Source organism: Pararoseomonas baculiformis (assembly GCF_017813395.1).
GTDB lineage: Bacteria > Pseudomonadota > Alphaproteobacteria > Acetobacterales > Acetobacteraceae > Roseomonas > Roseomonas baculiformis.
The window spans coordinates 161257-176889 of the sequence record NZ_JAGIZB010000006.1 but is presented as its reverse complement, the minus strand read 5'-3'; the positions used below and the strand labels follow the sequence as shown (position 1 = coordinate 176889).

Sequence of the window (15633 nt, the reverse complement as noted above, 5' to 3'; positions counted from 1 at the left end):
GGACGGATCCTCGGCTTTGTCGGTTTGATATATCATATGCCGAAGTGACGGCGGAAGGGTGTTCCGCCTCACGTCATCAGGCGGCGGAGGGCGGTCTCGATCTTGGCGGCGTTGCCGAGCGCCGCGAGGTTGAGGGGGCGGGAGACGACGGGTGCGGCGGCGCCGCCGGTGACGCGGAGGATCTCGGCGTCGAGCCAATCGAAGCAGCGCTCCCCGATTTCCTGCGCGATGCGGGCGCCATGGCTGGTGCCGCGCGCGGTCTGCTCGGCGATCAGCACCCGGTTGGTGCGCTTCACGCTGGCCTCGATGGCGGGCCAGTCCAGGCCACCGGGGTCGAGGCTGCGGAGGTCGATGACCTCGGCGTCGATACCCGCGGCCTCGGCGGCCTCGATGCTCGCGCCGACCATGCTGGAATAGGTGAGGACCGTGCAGGCCTGGCCGGGGCGGGCGGTGCGGGCGGTGCCGAGGGGGATGATGTAGTCCAGGTCATCGCGCGGGACGGGGCCGGTGGTCTGGAAGAGGTCCTGGTGTTCGATGACCAGCACGGGATCGTCGCAGCGGAGCGCCGCGTTCATCAGGCCGATATAGTCGTGCGGGGTGGAGGGGGAGACGATCCGCCAGGCCGGGTAAAGGGAAAAGAGGGCGGAGGGGTCCATGGAGTGCTGGGAGCCGTAGCCCGCCTGGGGCGAGACGCGGGCGCGCACCACCACGGGCACGCCGAAGCCGCCACCGAACATGTGCGAGAACTTGCCGATGCCGTTGAACATCTGGTCGGCCGCGACGATGCAGAAATCGCCGAACATGATGTCCACGACCGGGCGCAGGCCGCAGACGGCGGCGCCGAGGGCCATGCCGGTGAAGCCGTTCTCGCAGATCGGGGTGGGGAAGACGCGTTCGGGGAAGCGCTCCATCACCCCCTTCGTGGAGCCGGAGACGCCGCCGCGCAGGCGGTGCACGTCTTCCCCGATGACCACGATACGCGGGTCGCGCTCCATGTTGCGGAGGAGGGTGGCGGCGATGGCGTCGATATATTTCATCTCCACCTGCGCCTCGGCGGGGACGGAGGGGGCCTCGAGGATGCGTTCGCCCGCGAGTTCGGAGAGATCGCCGCGGATGCCGTTCTCGATCTCCGCCACATCGGGGAAGGCGCCGGCGCGGATCTGCAGCGCGTTGGAATCGCGCGGGACCTCGGTGAGGGCTGCCGCCGCCTCTTCCACCATGCGGCGGGCGCGGGCGTCGAGGGCGGCGAGGCCGGCATCGTCCAGCACGCCCATCGCCTTCAGCCGCGCGGGCACCGTGGCGATCGGGTCCCGCGCGCGCCATTCGGCCTCCTCCTCCTTGCTGCGATAGCCGAGCTGGCTGCCGAGAAGCGGTCCGCTCTGGTGCAGGAAGCGGTAGAGGATGGCCTCGACGAAAACGGGGCCGCCGGTTTCGCGGATGGTCTGCACGGCCCATTGCATGGCGCGGCGAACAGCGACGAGGTCCATGCCGTCGCATTCGACCGAGGGCACGCCGAACATGGCGCCCCGCGTGGTCAGGCGCGTCTCCCGTGTCTGCTCTCGCACATGGGTGGAGACGGCGTAGAAGTTGTTCTCCAGGAAGAAGATGACGGGCAGGTTGTAGAGGGCGGCGAGGTTGATGGCTTCCATCGACTGGCCGGCCATGAGCGTGCCGTCGCCAAAGAAGGCGACGGAGACGTGGTCGCGGCCCAGCACCTTGTCGGCCAGCCCATAGCCCACCGCATGCGGCAGGTTGCCGCCGATGATGGCGCTGGTGCCGACGATGCCGGCGGGCGCCCAGCGCATGTGCATGGAGCCGCCGCGCCCGCCGCAGAAGCCTTCCGAAAGGCCCATGATCTCGGCCATGGCGCGGCGGACCAGGCCGCCCGCCTCATCCACGGGCCTGTCCTGGCGGGGGTCGTAGCCTTCCGGAAGAGCGCTGTTCAGCAGCTTCGCGAGGATCTGGTGGTGCGCGCGGTGGGTGCCGTTCAGCTTGTCCTGCGTGCCGAGCACGGACATGGCGCCGACGGCGCCGGCCTCCTGGCCGATGGAGGCATGGGCGGGGCCGTGGACGAGGCCCTGCCCGTGGAGTTCGAGGATTTTCTCCTCGAAGCGGCGGATGAGGAGAAGCTGTTCCATCCAGCGGGCGAGGGCAGCGGGGTCTTCCGCCGCCCAGTCGCTGTCGTCCACCTCCAGCCGGAACCAGGGGGTGTCGGTGGAGATGGGAGTGCGCTGCATGATCGGGCGAATTCCTGTGTCGCGCCTTTTGCCGGCGCAATCCTGCTGAGGAGCGATTCACGCCTCCGGGCAGATGCCCTCCAGCGATCGCTCCTGGGTGTCGAAGCCCTCGAAGGGGCTGGGATCGAGGAAGCGGCGGAGGACGTTGCCTGTCAGGCGGCTGACGGAGTTGTCGTAGTTGTTGTGGGACAGGGCGCAGGCCCAGGCGATGGAGCCGGTGGAGAAGACGGCACCACCGCGCGCGGTGGGGAAGAAGGCGATATCGGCGCGCACGCGCGCGTTCTGGTCGCCCATGGCGCCGCGATGGAGGGTTCGCAGCTCCTCCAGCGTGGGCACGCCGCCGTAGCCCAGCCGGTCCGCGGTGGCGAGCCAGAGGAGATGGGGCGGGGAGCCGAGGGTGGGTTCCACCCGATCCACCTCCAGCCCCGCCGCGCCGCCGCCGCGCAGGCCGAAATCGCCCAGCGGCGCGTCGAGGTCGATGCCCTCCACCGCCCAGGCGACGCGCGGGTCGCGCGCGGGTTCGCGCCACTCATAGGGGTAGGAGCGGGTGAAGACCTGCGCGTCGAAGCCGACGCCCACGAGGCGCTGCGGCGGGCGGCCATTGCTGCGCCAGAGGCCGGATGGTTCGCCGGTGAAGGAAAGGGCGTTCTCGCCCGCCTCGCCTTCCCAGGTGCGCAGCCCGTTCATGCCGCGGCGGATCTCCATGGCGTGCGGCTGGGTCGGGTGCCAGCCGATGCGCCAGTAGAAGCCGTTGCCGCCGAGATAGATGTGGCGGCCGCCATTGCGCTGGTAGGAATCGAAGGCCTCGATCATCGAGCGGCTGAAATACTCGGGATGCGAGCCGGTGATGACGCAGCGATAGGGTGCGAGGGCCTGCGCGCCGTGCCTGTGAATGTCGTCATCCACGATGATGTCGTGGTCCTGGCCGATCTGCTCCAGCCAGTCGATAATGTGGGTGTCGTTGCCGTAGTTGAAGGTGGCGCCGCGCGGCCGCATGTTGATGATGGGGCGCCTGGCGGTGGAATAGCACCAGCCGCTGCCGTCGCTGTGGGTGTCATAGGTGGAGAGACCGAGCTCGCGGTGCTCCTGCAGGTACACGTCATCGCGGGAGAGGGCGAGAAGGCCTTCCAGCATGGCTTCCGCATGCACCTGGTCCATCCGCAGCGCTGAGTTGGCATAGGCGAGGAAGGTGGCGGTGCTGGCGACGAAAGCGAGTTCGGAGCGCGGCTTGCCGAGCGGCGCGCGGACGAAGAAGGCGACGAAGCTCTCCACCGGATCGTCGCTGTCCTGGCGCGCGCACAGGCGCAGCGCGTAGAAGCCGCTGCGCCATTCCGCGGGAATGGTGAAGCGCAGGTCCGGCGACCAGCCGGCATCGTGCATGTCGTCGCTGTGGAAATGGATGGCGCCGTAGAGCTCGGGCGCCTCGGTCCATTGCACCGTGCGGCCGTCCCAGTTCGCGCCCGTCGCGGCACGCATGGGCATCTGGCGAAGCGTGCCGTCCAGGCGGTTGGCGGAGAGGTCGCGGATGATGTCGGTGGACATGTCGCGCGAGAAGTCCCAGGCGGCGACCAGGTCCGGCTCAGCCGGGGCAGGGGAGGGATTTTCCGCCAGGGCACGGATCGCCGCCGCGTCCAGCGCGGCGGATAGGATGCGGGGACGATCGATCTTTCCGTCGAAATGGCCGGCGGTCCGGGGCGCCGCGCCGGGTTCCAGCGCATGGGCGGCGATGGTGAGGGCGGTTTCGGTGGCCCAGGTGATCGCGCCGGGACCCTCGGCCGTCGTGGTGCAGCCCGTGTCGCGGCCAGCCTGGGGGTCCAGGCTGGATTGGGTGAGGGCGATGCGGCCGGCCCCTGTGTCGAGGCTGGCCGCGACGAAGATCCATTCGCGCTCGATCACCGCGCGCGGGGCGGTGGCGCGCCAGAGGCGCCCGCCCGCGCCGATGGTGAATTCGAGCTGGGCTTCGGTGTTGAGGGCGAGGCGCCAGCCCTCGGCCGTGTCGTCGCGCCAGCGGGCGAGGATGGTCTGTGCCCCCGCGAGCGGCGCGGTCGGGTAGAGGAAGAGGCCGAGCGAGAGGGAGCCGGGCCGGTTCAGGGCTGGTGCATCGGGGATGATGGCGCAGGAACCCGGGCGCAGGGGCTGGTTGCGCAGTGCGACCGGACCGTCGATGGCCGTGCCGGGCTGGTGGAAACGCAGGCCGGGGCCGTCCGGATCCGGATCGGCGCAGCGGACGCGGATAAGCGTGGCCTCCGCGCCTTCCAGAGTGGCGCTGGAGAGGTGGAAGGCGACCTCCTCCCCCGGGGAGACGACGAGGGGCCAGGCGTAGCCGAGGACGGCGGTTGTATCGGTCATCAGGGCTCGTTCCCGGCGTTCTCGATCTTCTGGCCGGTGAGTGCTTCCCAGCGCATGGCGAAGACGGCCCATTCGGCATCGGCCAGGCTGGTGAAAACGCGGTTGGGGAAGGTTTCCACCGGCACGCCGCGCTTTCCGGGCAGGCGCCCGAGCATCCAGCGCCGGTTCGGCTCCAGCGTGACAAGCACGTAGCGGCGGCCGACACCGGACCAGCGCATGCGGTGCAGCAGCTTCTGCAGATCGTCGCTGTGCGGGCCGCGGGGCTTGCGGCGGAATTCCTCGGCGAGGTCGAGGCGGGACGGGTCAACCGGCCAATGCGCCGCCTCGGGGTCGTTCACCAGCATGAAGGAAGGGTTCCGGTGGTGGATGCGGTGCGGGCGGGCCAGGACGGCCCGCCCGGAGCAGGAATCAGCGCGTGAGCCAGTTCACCCAGCGCTCGCGCATCGCGTTGCGGTGGTTCGCGATCCATTCGTAGTCCGCGATGACCAGCTTCTCCCAGTTCTCGGGCCAGGAGGGGCGGTAGCGGCGCTCGCCCTCGGGCACCAGGGCCGCGGTGTCGCGGTTGTTGGAATCGAAGGACACCTTGTCGCTGAAGGGCAGGTGCTCGCGCGGGTTCTGGACGAAGAATTCCAGGAAGCGCATGGCATTGGCGGTGTTCGGCCCGCCCTTCAGCACGGCCCAGTTGCCCACGTCGCGGATGGCGCCGTTCCACGTGAAATCGAACTCGCCGCTCTTGGCCAGGGGCACGGAACGGGAGGAATAGAGCATGCTCATCACCGCGTCCCCGCCGCGCATGATCTGCATGGAGTTGTCGCCGCTCTTCCACCAGGCGGCCACATGGGGCTTCAGCGCATCGAGCTTCCGGTAGGCGCGGTCGAGATCCATCGGGAAGAGCTTGTCGCGCGGGACGCCATCCGCGATCAGCGCGGCGAGCGGGACCCACCATTCACGGTCGCCGGTATCCGGCAGGGAGCGGGGACCCGGGAATTTCGCGACATCGAAGAAATCCGCCCAGCTGGCAGGGCCGCCATTGGGGAAGGCCTTCTTGCTCCAGGTGATGGCCATTCCGCCGGCGGTGCGGATGATGCCGGTGGGGAAGCAGCCGCCGGGCAGGGCGTGCTGGGTCATCGCCGGGGTGTTGCAGTCGATCGGCGCCAGAATGTCGGCGTGCTGGATGAGGTCCGGCGGGGTGGCGGTGACGACGTCAAAGGGAATGTTGCCGCTGCGCTGGCCGGCGCGGGCGCGGGCCCACTGGTCCGGCAACTCGATGGGGATGGAGCGGACGCGGATGCCCACCTCCTGCTCGAAGCGGCGGTAGAAATGCTCCTGCAGGCTGCGCTCCATCAGGCCGCCGGTGGCGCAGATCACCACCTCGCCCGAGCCGCGCTGGGCCAGGGCCGGTCGCGCCAGGCTTGCCGCCCCCGCGCCCAGCGCGGAGGCCGCGAGAAGAGTTCTCCGATTCACGCCCATGCCCTGTCTCCTGTCCGTGTTGGTTGAAGAATGGCCCGGGTTCCCCTGGTCAGGTGGGGGTGGCCCAGGCCGCGTCGCGTTCCATGCGGCCGAGGAGCGCGACAAGATTGGCGCCGCCCTCCGTCAGATCCGCGCGTAGGGCGGCGCGCGTGGCCTTCGGGTCGCGCGCGCGGAGGCCTTCGATGATGTCCAGGTGCCGGTGCCGGCCCGGATAGGCCGGGCGCGCATCGGGATAGAGGAAGGCATGCATGGGGCCGTTGCGGAGCCAGATGCTCTCGATGATGGAGAGCAGCTCCGGCATCGCGGCGGCGGCGTAGAGCGTGTGGTGGAAGGCCCAGTTGGCGCGATTGGCAGCGAGCGGCTCGCCGGCTTCCTCGGCCTCGGAAAGAGTGTCGTGGGCGCGTTCCAGCGCCTCCAGCTCGCTGGGGGAGATGCGGAGGGCGGCGGCTTCGGCCGCCAGGCCTTCCAGTTCCAGCCGGATGGTGCGGAGTTCCAGATATTGCTCCAGGCTGAGGCCGGCGACGGTGATGGAGCGGGCGGCCTCCAGGCGAAGCGCGCGCTCGCGGGCCAGCTGCACCACGGCTTCCCGCACCGGGGTTTCGGAAACCTGCATGGCGGCGGCGAGGTCGCGGATCTTCAGCCGCTGGCCCGGGCGCATGCGGCCCTCGAACAGGGCTGTGCGAAGTTCGTCATAGACACGGCCGGCCAGGTTTTCCCGGCCGATGGGGGTGACGAAATCGAGCACTCTTGCCGCTTCGGGCATGGTCTTCACGGTCCTGTATCAGCCGCGCGCGCCCGCCGCTCCATGCTGCGCTTCAGCCCGTAGCCGATCAGCAGCGCGAGGATGGTGAGGGCGGTCAGCATGGTGGCGACGGCGGCAAGGGTGGGCGAGATGTTGAAGTCGATATCCTCGAACATCTTCCGCGGCAGCGTCTTGCGGTCGAGGTCGGAGATGAAGAAGGAGACCACCGCCTCGTCGAAGGAGATGATGAAGGCAAAGAGCGCGGCGGAGACGAGACCCGGCGCGATCAGTGGCAGCGTGACGTAGCGGAAGGTGCGGAAGGCGCCGGCGCCGCAGGACAGCGCGGCGCGCTCCAGCTCCGCATCGAAACGGTAAAGGGCGGCCAGCACGGTGAAGACCACGAAGGGCAGGGCCAGCACCGTATGCGCCATGGCGAAGCCGATGAGCGAGCCGGTCAGGCGCAGCTGCTCGAAGACCAGGAACATCGCGACGGCCAGGGCGATGTGCGGGACGATGACGGGGCCGATGACCAGCAGCTCGATCAGGCCCTTGCCGGGCAGGCGGCCGCGCACCAGGGCGAGGGCGAGCATGGTGCCGATGACCGTGGCGCAGACCGCCGAGATGAGGCCCGCCTCGGCGCTGAAGAGGGTGGCGCGGATCCAGTCGGTGTCCTGGAAATATTCGGCATACCAGCGCAGCGAGAAGCCTTTGGGCGGGAAGCTCAGCAGGCGCTCGGGGCCCACCGACATGGGGGCGATGATGAGGGTGGGCAGCAGCAGGAAGACCGTGACGGCATAGGCCGCGGCATTCAGCGCCATGCGCCCGGCGCGGTTATGGCGTTGCGCGCGGCTCCTCATGCCGACCCCACGAAGCGGTCGAGCCGCACGGCGCGCTTGAAGAGGATGGTGATGCCCAGGACGAAGACGAGAAGGATTCCCACCAGCGCGCCGGCGAAGGGCCAGTCCAGCATCTCCCGCACCTGCTGGGAGACAAGGGTGGCGATCATCATCTGCTGCGGGCCGCCGATCAGGGCGGGGGTGACGAAGAAGCCCAGCGCCAGGAGGAAGACCATCAGGCAGCCCGAGGTCACGCCGGGGAGGGCGAGGGGCCAGATCACCTCGCGGAAGGTGGACCAGGCGGAGGCGCCGAGCATCTGGGCGGCGCGGGCGTAATCCTCCGGAATGCCTTTCAGCGCGGAATAGATGGGCAGCACCATGAAGGGCAGCAGCACATGCGCCATCGCGAGCACCACCGCGCCCTGCGTATAGAGGAGGCGCATGGGGGCATCGATCAGCCCGGCCCCCTGCAGGAGCTGGTTGATGACGCCGTTGCGCTGCAGCAGGACCATCCAGGCATAGGTGCGGACGAGGACGGAGGTCCAGAGCGGCAGCAGCACGGCGGCGGCCAGCAATGCGAGGCCGATGCCGGTGCTGCGCGACATCACCCAGGCCATGGGCCAGGCGAGAACGAGGGCCAGCGCCGTGACGAGCACCGCGATCCAGAGCGTGCGGAGCATGACGCGGAGATAGACGGGTTCCTCGAAGGCGCGGGCGTAATGCGCCGTGGTCGGCCCGGGGACGAAGGCGCTTTCATGCAGCAGCGTCGCCAGGGGCAGGATGAAGATGATGGCGATGAGGAGAAGAAAGGGCGCCGCCAGCATGAGGCTGGCCGCCGGGCTGTAGCGACGGCCGCCGAGGAAGAACCAGGAGGGGCGGCCGCCGCTCATGCGATGAAGGCCCGGGCGTCGGCGGTCTGCCAGGAAAGGCGCACGGCATCGCCCGGGCGCGGCTCATGCAGGCCGGCGCCGGCGGGGATGCGGGCGCGGAGAAGCTGCCCGCCCTGCCCTTCCAGCATCAGCGTGGTGGCGTTGCCGGCATAGATCGCTTCCGTGACCCGCGCCGTGGCCGTTTCGTTGCCCGCCGGCAGCACGCGCAGGCGCTCGGGGCGAAGGGCGACCTTGATGAGCTGGCCGGCCGGCAGGGGCTGGGCGGCGACGGCGTCCATCTGCCCGCCGCCGAGAAGCGCGACGGAGACGGGCTCGCCCGGGCGGGCGGCGTGGGGGATGCGGCCCTCGCAGAAATTGGTCTCGCCGATGAAGCCGGCGACGAAGACCGTTTCCGGCGCCTCATAGAGGTCGCGCGGGGCGCCGAGCTGCTGCAGGCGGCCATGGTCCAGCACCGCCACGCGGTCCGCCATGGTCAGCGCCTCGGTCTGGTCATGGGTGACGAAGATGACGGTGATGCCGATCTCGCGCTGCAGATGCTTGATCTCGATCTGCATCTCCTCCCGCAGGTTCTTGTCGAGCGCGGAGAGGGGCTCGTCCATCAGCAGGACGCGGGGCTGGTAAACGATGGCGCGGGCGATGGCGACGCGCTGCTGCTGGCCGCCGGAGAGCTGGGCGGGCCTGCGGTCCCCCATCTGGCCCAGCCGCACCGTGGCCAGCGCGGCGCGGGCGCGTTCCTCGCGCTCGGCGCGGCCGATGCCGCGCATCTTCAGTGGGAAGGCGATGTTCTCCAGCACGCTCATATGCGGGAAGAGCGTGTAGCGCTGGAACACCATGCCCAGGTTCCGCCTGTTCGGCGGTGCCCAGGTGATGTCCTCGTCCCCGATGAGGATGCGGCCCTCGTCCGGGTATTCGAATCCGGCGATGGCCATGAGGATGGTGGTCTTGCCCGAGCCGGAAGGGCCGAGCAGCGCCAGGAACTCGCCGGAGCTGACCTCGAGCGAGACATGGTCCACGGCATTCACCGGGCCGAAACGCTTGACGAGATCCTGCACCGCCACGCGGCCCTGCTGCCCGTTCGTGACCCCCATCCCGGCTCCTTCAGCGGCGGTTCGGCGCGGATGCTATTTGATATATCGACACGGCTGCAACCCGGTTTCACACTCACCCCGGCACGGGGAGGAGAACGGGAATGCCGGTATTCGATGCGCAGACATTGCAGGCCGCGCTGCCGCCGATGGAGGGGGAGCTGCGCCTGCCCGGCCTTTCCGGGCCGGTGGAGGTTCTGCGCGACACCTATGGCATTCCGCATATCCGCGCGGGCGCGACAGGCGATGCCTGGCTCGCGCTGGGCTTCGTGCATGCGCAGGACCGGTTGTTCCAGATGGAGCTGACGCGGCGCCGCGCCCTGGGGCGCGCGGCGGAATGGCTGGGCGCGGGCGCTGCGGAAGCGGATATCCTCGTGCGGCGCCTGGGGATGGAGGCAGCCTGCCGGCGCGACCATGCGGCGCTGGGCGAGGCCGCGCGCGCGATGCTGGATTCCTATGCGGCGGGGGTGAATGCCTTCGTCGCCTCCGGCGCGCCGCTGCCGGCGGAATATGGCCTGCTGGACGCGAAGCCGGAGCCCTGGGAGGGGTGGCACAGCATCGCGGTGATGCGGCGCCTTGGGCTGCTGATGGGATCGGTCTGGTTCAAGCTGTGGCGCGCCGCGGCGCTGCCCGTGGTGGGCGCGGGGAATGTCGGCAAGCTGCGCTACGACGATGGCGGGCGCGACCTGCTCTGCATTCCGCCAGGCGCGGAGGCGCAGCGCTTCGAGGCGGATCTGGCGGCGCTTTCGCCAGCCATCGGCGCGCTGCTGGAATCCCTCGGCCTGCCCGGGGACGAGACGGGCGGCGGCAGCAACAACTGGGCGGTTGGGCCTTCGCGCAGCGGCACGGGGCGGCCGGTGCTGGCGGGCGACCCGCACCGGGTGTTCGAGATGCCGAACATGTATGCGCAGCATCATGTGGCCTGCGATGCCTTCGACATGATCGGGCTGACCGTGCCGGGCGTGCCGGGCTTCCCGCATTTCGCGCAGAACGGGCGCGTGGCCTATTGCGTGACGCATGCCTTCATGGACATCCACGACGTGTTCCTGGAGCGTTTCGACGCCGATGCGTCGCAGGTGATGCATGCCGGGGAATGGGTGCCGGTGCGACGGCGCGAGGAGAGCATCCAGGTTCGCGGCGGGGACGCGCGGCGCTTCGAGGTGCTGGAGACTCCGAACGGCCCGGTGATCGCCGGTGATGCGCGCGCGGGCACGGCGCTTTCGCTGCGCTCCGTGCAATTCGCGGAGACGGATCTCTCCTTCGACTGCCTGCCGCGCATGACCGGCGCGGAAAGCGTGGAAGGGCTGTTCGAGGCGACGCGGGGCTGGGGGCTGATCGACCACAACCTCGTCGCGGCGGACACGGCCGGGCATATCGGGCATCTGGTGCGCGCCCGCGTGCCGCGGCGCCCGCGCGAGAGCGGGTGGCTCCCGATGCCGGGGTGGACGGGCGAGCATTCCTGGCAGGGCTGGATCGCGCATGACGACATGCCCCGCGTGATCGACCCGCAGGAGGGCATGCTCGTCACCGCCAACAACCGCGTGGTGGCGGATGACCATCCGGACTACCTCTGCACGGATTGCCACCCGCCCTATCGCGCCGCGCGCATCCTGGAACGGCTGCGGGAGATGCCCGATTTCGGGCCGGAGGATGCGGCGGGGATCCATGGCGACACGCTCTCCCCCAATGCGGCGCTGCTGAAGGCGCGGCTGGCGGCCATGCCGGCGGCGGAGGGCGAGGCGGAGGCCATGCGGCAGCGGCTGCTGGCCTGGGATGGGCGGATGGAGGCGGGCGCCACCGCGCCGACCGAGTATGTCGCGCTGCGCCGGGCGCTGACGCGGATCCTGGCGGAGCGGAGCGGGCTTTCCGGCGCGGGTTCGCATCCCTGGCTGGCGGTGGCACCGGGCGTGGTGCCGATGAACCAGCTCTGGTGGACCCTGCCCAACCTGCTGCGGCGGGACGATGCCTCGCTGCTGGACGGATGGAGCTGGGACGACGCCCTTCAGGCGGCGCTGCGGGAGGTGGCGGGGCAGCCCGCCGCGCCCTGGGGCGAGGCGCACCGGCCGCGCTTCGTGCACCCGCTCTCCGCCCAGTTCCCGGAGGCGGCGCCGCTGCTAGACGCGCCGGCCCTGCCTATCGGCGGGGACAATGACACGGTGCTGGCGAACGGGCTGCTGGCCTCCGTGGGGCCGGCGGCGGGCTATGGTGCCCTCGCGCGCTATGTCTTCGACGTGGGGAACTGGGACAACAGCCGCTGGGCGGTGTTCCACGGTGTTTCCGGCCAGCCCGGCAGCCCGCACTACACCGACCAGCACGCGGAATGGGCCGCGGCGCGGATGGTGCCGATGCTCTATGGCTGGGATGCCGTGCGGGCCGTGGCGCGGAGCACGCAGCGGCTGGTTCCGTGAATGGCCGAAGGCGGGGTCCGGGAAGCCCGTTGGCTTCCCGGTGGAGGGGGCCCGGTTTCACCCCGGGACCGAGTGGCGCGGGACGGTCGGGGCGCGTATCCTGACCGTGATGTCCAAGCCCCGCGTCGCCCTGTTCGTCACCTGCCTCGTTGATCTGTACCGGCCCACGGTCGGCTTCGCGGCGATCAAGCTGCTGGAGCAGGCAGGGTGCGAGGTGCAGGTGCCGGCGGGCCAGACCTGCTGCGGCCAGCCGGGCTACAATGCCGGGGACCGGGCGGCGGCGCGGGACCTGGCGCGGGCCGTGATCGACGAGTTCCGGGGCTGCGACTACGTGGTTGCGCCCTCGGGCTCCTGCGCGGGGATGATCGCGCATCACTATCCCGGCCTGTTCGAGGATGATCCGGAATATCGCGCGAAGGCGGATGCGCTGGCCGCGCGCACCCATGAACTGACCTCCTTTCTGGTGGATGTCATGGGCGTGGATGTTGCCCGCGCCCCATATGATGGCGTGGTGGCCTATCACGACAGCTGCTCCGGCCTGCGCGAGCTGGGGGTGAAGGCGCAGCCGCGGAAGCTGCTGGCCCAGGTGCCGGGCGTGACGGTGAAGGAACTGGCGGAGCCGGAGCTGTGCTGCGGCTTCGGCGGCACCTTCTGCGTGAAATACCCGGACATCTCCACCCGCATGGTGACGGACAAGGTGGCGGATATCCGCGCCACCGGGGCGGATACGCTGCTGGCGGGCGACATGGGCTGCCTGCTGAACATGGCCGGGCGGCTGAAGCGCGAGGCAAGCGAGGTGCGGGTGCGCCACGTGGCCGAGGTGCTGGCGGGCATGACAGGCGAGGTGCCGCCGATCGGCGAGGCGGCCGAGGACCGGCGCTGAGCCGCCGCGGGAAGGCCCGCCGGGGCATGGACGGCCCGGCACCGAGGGCCCACATCCCGCTCTGATGCCCCTGCCCCGCCGCGCCCTTCTCGCCCTGCCGCTGGCCGGCTGCACGCCCCAGCTGATTCCCGCCGGTCCCCGCATCGCGGATGCCATCCTGGGCGATGATGCGCTGGTGATGGAGGACGGAGCGCGGCTGCCCCTGCGTAGTTGGCTGCCGGACGGGGCGCCCAAGGCCGTGCTGCTCTGCCTGCATGGCTTCAACGACAGCCGCAACTTCATGACCGAGCCAGCCCCGGCGCTGAACGAGGCGGGGGTGGCGGTCTATGCCTATGACCAGCGGGGCTTCGGCGGGGCGCCGCACAGGGGGGTGTGGCCGGGATCGCCGACCCTGGCGGCCGATGCGGTGACCGCCGCGCGGCTGGTGAAGGCGCGGCACCCGGATGCGCCGCTCTTTCTGCTGGGCGAGAGCATGGGCGGGGCGGTGCTGCTGCTGGCTTCCACGCGGCCCGAGCCGCCGCCGGCCCAGGGCTATGTGCTGCTGGCCCCCGCGGTCTGGGGACGCGTGACCATGCCCAGGCTGGCTTCAGGGCTGCTGGACATGCTGGCCCATGTGGTGCCCCGCGTGGCCGTGGCCTCCTACGTGCCCGGCATCGTGCCCACGGACAACATGCGCGCCCTGCAGCGCATGGCCCGGGACCCGCTGACCATCCGCGAGACGCGGGTGGACACGACCAAGGGGCTGGTGGACCTGATGGACGATGCCCTGGCCGCCGGGGCGCGGCTGCGGCCCGGCATGCCACCCGTGCTGCTGGTCTATGGCGCACGGGACCAGCTTGTGCCGCCGGTCGCGACACGGGCCCTGCTGGACCGCATCCCACCCGGGGTGCCGGCCCGGATCGCCTTCTACAACGGCGTGTACCACATGCCGCTGCGGGACCTGCAGGCGCCGACCGTGATCGGGGACATGCTGGCCTGGATGGAGCGGCCCGCCGCGCCCCTTCCCTCGGGGGCGGACAGGACGGGGGAGGCCTGGGTCCGGATGCCGCTGCCGCTCTGGTAAGGCGGGCGGCCGCCCCAAGCCCAGCTCCTGGGTGGTGAGGAAGGCGCGTTGGCCGGTGGCGGGTGGGGGCCGGCCCGATCGACCCAGGATGAGAGCCATCCCGGGCCGGGGGGCAGGGGTTTACCGCAGCGCCGCGAGGAAGTCGGGCCGATCCAGGATCTGGTCGATGGCGGCAGCCATAGAACGGAGCATGGTGCTGCGCAGTTCCTCGGGATCGGCGATGATGCCGGCCGCGACGATGTTGCCCGCCTCGATCAAATCCGAGCGGCCCTCACCGGTCCAGGCGGCAATGCCCGTGGCGCGGTTGACGAGGACGGCCTGGAACTGGGTATTGGCCTCTGTCCGGATGAGCTTGTTGGCATTGTACCGGATGACCCGGACACGAAGCTCATAAGCCCCGCTTCCGCCGCCCGCGAGAAGGCCGCGTGCCGCCAGCGCATCGCGGAAGCCCTGGGCCACCACCTCCGCCACCGGCTGCGGGGCGGCCAGGCGGCGCAGCGGGTTTCCGTAGCCGCCCCGGATCGTGCCGAACTGGGCTGTGTTGGCCTGGCCGTCCTGCCGCTCATCCGTGACCGTGCCGACCGTGACCACCGGACGTGCCGTCGCGACCGGGCGGGGTGCGACGGAGGGGCTGTAGGTCATGGGAAGTTCTGTCGTGCCGCAGGCCGCCAGGGGGAGGAATGAGGCCAGAAGAAGGGTTCGGAAGGCTGGGCGGCGCATGGAAGGTGTTCCGGCTTGTTGCAACGCCATTCAGCGGCGCTGCCTCGGTAGGGGCAAGCCGGGTCACGTTCCGCGGGGCTGGGCGGCGTAGTGCCGCACGAAACCGGCGCCGATCGCCACCAGGCGCTCCACCAGAGCCTGGCCGGTTTCGGCGCTGCACAGCCGGGGATCGCCGGGGCCGATGCCATCGGGCGAGGGCAGGTCGTATTCGGCCGGGACGTTGATCTCCGCGCCTTCGAAGGAGAGCGCGCCCCAGGCGGAGAAAGGCAGGCCGAGCATGGTGGCCGGCGGCGTGGGGGTGGCGGGGACCTGGTCCATCCGCATCCGCTCCGGCGCCAGGTGCAGGGCGATGCTGGTGAGGGGGTCCGCGCCATGGCCGGCGGAGCGGCGGGCCCTTTCCGGGCCGATCACCTCGGGCAGCAGGGCGCCGGCGACCTTCCACAGATAGAAGCAGGGAAAGGTGCCGCGGCCGGCGAGCAGGAAATGCTGCGTCACGTCGTGGATGACGGGCGCGTTCCCGCCATGGCCGTTGAGGATGAGGATGCGGGCCAGCCCGTGGCGGAGCAGCGCCTCGATCATCTCGGTCAGCACCAGGGCGAAGGCGCGGTGGGACAGGGCGATGCCGCCGGGCATGGCGCCGAAGAAATCCGCCTTGCCGAAGGGAAGCACGGGGGCGACGACGGTCTCGGTGCCGGCCCCGGTGGCGGCGCGGGCGATGCGCTCGGCCATCAGCTCGGCCAGGAGATAGTCGCCCATGGGGGCATGGGGGCCCTGGTCCTCATGGCTGCCCAGGGGGAGCAGCACCACAGGCTTGCGCGCATAGAGGGCGCGCGCCTCGGCGCCCGTGATCTCGCCCATCCTGACCTTCATGCGGCCCTCCTCTTTCCCCCGGTCTCGCCCGGCGGCCCGGTGGAGGCAACCTCCGAAGCCCCTGAACGTTTAGGGAACAT

The 15633-nt window shown here is 70.4% G+C and carries 13 protein-coding genes; 3 read left to right on the top strand and 10 right to left on the bottom strand.

Annotation, left to right across the window (positions count from 1 at the left end):
• Positions 1 to 68: 68 nt before the first annotated feature.
• From J8J14_RS08215 to J8J14_RS08180, 8 genes are all read right to left on the bottom strand, one after another.
• Positions 69 to 2237: an alpha-ketoacid dehydrogenase subunit alpha/beta gene (locus J8J14_RS08215; RefSeq protein ID WP_209378989.1), complete on the bottom strand. Its 2169-nt coding sequence runs from the start codon at positions 2235 to 2237 to the stop codon at positions 69 to 71.
• A gap of 57 nt (positions 2238 to 2294) precedes the next feature.
• The gene (locus J8J14_RS08210) at positions 2295 to 4586 is read right to left on the bottom strand and encodes a N,N-dimethylformamidase beta subunit family domain-containing protein (protein ID WP_209378988.1); all 2292 of its coding nucleotides are present in this window, start codon (positions 4584 to 4586) and stop codon (positions 2295 to 2297) included.
• On the bottom strand, positions 4586 to 4930 hold the full coding sequence (locus tag J8J14_RS08205; RefSeq protein ID WP_209378987.1) for a hypothetical protein: 345 nt from the start codon (positions 4928 to 4930) through the stop codon (positions 4586 to 4588). Before J8J14_RS08205 ends, J8J14_RS08210 begins: the two co-directional genes overlap by 1 nt.
• Before the next feature lie 64 nt (positions 4931 to 4994).
• Positions 4995 to 6056: an extracellular solute-binding protein gene (locus J8J14_RS08200; protein WP_209378986.1), complete on the bottom strand. Its 1062-nt coding sequence runs from the start codon at positions 6054 to 6056 to the stop codon at positions 4995 to 4997.
• A gap of 49 nt (positions 6057 to 6105) precedes the next feature.
• Positions 6106 to 6819 carry a GntR family transcriptional regulator gene (locus J8J14_RS08195; RefSeq protein ID WP_209378985.1) on the bottom strand — a complete coding sequence of 238 codons (714 nt, stop codon included), beginning with the start codon at positions 6817 to 6819 and terminating at the stop codon, positions 6106 to 6108.
• 5 nt (positions 6820 to 6824) lie between these two features.
• Positions 6825 to 7655: an ABC transporter permease gene (locus J8J14_RS08190; protein ID WP_245215558.1), complete on the bottom strand. Its 831-nt coding sequence runs from the start codon at positions 7653 to 7655 to the stop codon at positions 6825 to 6827.
• Positions 7652 to 8524, bottom strand: a complete 873-nt coding sequence (locus J8J14_RS08185; protein WP_209378984.1) for an ABC transporter permease — start codon at positions 8522 to 8524, stop codon at positions 7652 to 7654. Before J8J14_RS08185 ends, J8J14_RS08190 begins: the two co-directional genes overlap by 4 nt.
• On the bottom strand, positions 8521 to 9612 hold the full coding sequence (locus tag J8J14_RS08180) for an ABC transporter ATP-binding protein (protein ID WP_209378983.1): 1092 nt from the start codon (positions 9610 to 9612) through the stop codon (positions 8521 to 8523). Before J8J14_RS08180 ends, J8J14_RS08185 begins: the two co-directional genes overlap by 4 nt.
• 101 nt (positions 9613 to 9713) lie before the next feature.
• Between J8J14_RS08180 and J8J14_RS08175 the strand changes: the two genes are divergently transcribed.
• From J8J14_RS08175 to J8J14_RS08165, 3 genes are all read left to right on the top strand, one after another.
• A complete protein-coding gene (locus J8J14_RS08175) occupies positions 9714 to 12017 on the top strand; it encodes a penicillin acylase family protein (RefSeq protein WP_209378982.1) in 2304 nt (767 codons plus the stop codon).
• A gap of 109 nt (positions 12018 to 12126) precedes the next feature.
• Positions 12127 to 12900, top strand: a complete 774-nt coding sequence (locus tag J8J14_RS08170; RefSeq protein ID WP_209378981.1) for a (Fe-S)-binding protein — start codon at positions 12127 to 12129, stop codon at positions 12898 to 12900.
• 64 nt (positions 12901 to 12964) lie between these two features.
• Entirely contained in the window at positions 12965 to 13963 is a 999-nt protein-coding gene (locus J8J14_RS08165) for an alpha/beta hydrolase (protein ID WP_209378980.1), read from the top strand.
• Between the two features lie 120 nt (positions 13964 to 14083).
• On the opposite strand, the gene J8J14_RS08160 is transcribed toward J8J14_RS08165, so the two are convergent.
• Positions 14084 to 14605: a hypothetical protein gene (locus J8J14_RS08160; protein WP_209378979.1), complete on the bottom strand. Its 522-nt coding sequence runs from the start codon at positions 14603 to 14605 to the stop codon at positions 14084 to 14086.
• Between the two features lie 141 nt (positions 14606 to 14746).
• Positions 14747 to 15553 carry a creatininase family protein gene (locus tag J8J14_RS08155; protein ID WP_245215557.1) on the bottom strand — a complete coding sequence of 269 codons (807 nt, stop codon included), beginning with the start codon at positions 15551 to 15553 and terminating at the stop codon, positions 14747 to 14749.
• Positions 15554 to 15633: the final 80 nt, after the last annotated feature.

Coding starts and splice junctions, on each gene's coding strand:
- J8J14_RS08160 (WP_209378979.1), bottom strand. CDS start 14,605: ATGACCTACAGCCCCTCCGTCGCACCCCGCCCGGTCGCGACGGCACGT.
- J8J14_RS08180 (WP_209378983.1), bottom strand. CDS start 9,612: ATGGGGGTCACGAACGGGCAGCAGGGCCGCGTGGCGGTGCAGGATCTC.
- J8J14_RS08210 (WP_209378988.1), bottom strand. CDS start 4,586: ATGACCGATACAACCGCCGTCCTCGGCTACGCCTGGCCCCTCGTCGTC.
- J8J14_RS08205 (WP_209378987.1), bottom strand. CDS start 4,930: ATGCTGGTGAACGACCCCGAGGCGGCGCATTGGCCGGTTGACCCGTCC.
- J8J14_RS08215 (WP_209378989.1), bottom strand. CDS start 2,237: ATGCAGCGCACTCCCATCTCCACCGACACCCCCTGGTTCCGGCTGGAG.
- J8J14_RS08195 (WP_209378985.1), bottom strand. CDS start 6,819: ATGCCCGAAGCGGCAAGAGTGCTCGATTTCGTCACCCCCATCGGCCGG.
- J8J14_RS08165 (WP_209378980.1), top strand. CDS start 12,965: ATGCCCCTGCCCCGCCGCGCCCTTCTCGCCCTGCCGCTGGCCGGCTGC.
- J8J14_RS08200 (WP_209378986.1), bottom strand. CDS start 6,056: ATGGGCGTGAATCGGAGAACTCTTCTCGCGGCCTCCGCGCTGGGCGCG.
- J8J14_RS08155 (WP_245215557.1), bottom strand. CDS start 15,553: ATGAAGGTCAGGATGGGCGAGATCACGGGCGCCGAGGCGCGCGCCCTC.
- J8J14_RS08175 (WP_209378982.1), top strand. CDS start 9,714: ATGCCGGTATTCGATGCGCAGACATTGCAGGCCGCGCTGCCGCCGATG.
- J8J14_RS08185 (WP_209378984.1), bottom strand. CDS start 8,524: ATGAGCGGCGGCCGCCCCTCCTGGTTCTTCCTCGGCGGCCGTCGCTAC.
- J8J14_RS08170 (WP_209378981.1), top strand. CDS start 12,127: ATGTCCAAGCCCCGCGTCGCCCTGTTCGTCACCTGCCTCGTTGATCTG.
- J8J14_RS08190 (WP_245215558.1), bottom strand. CDS start 7,655: ATGAGGAGCCGCGCGCAACGCCATAACCGCGCCGGGCGCATGGCGCTG.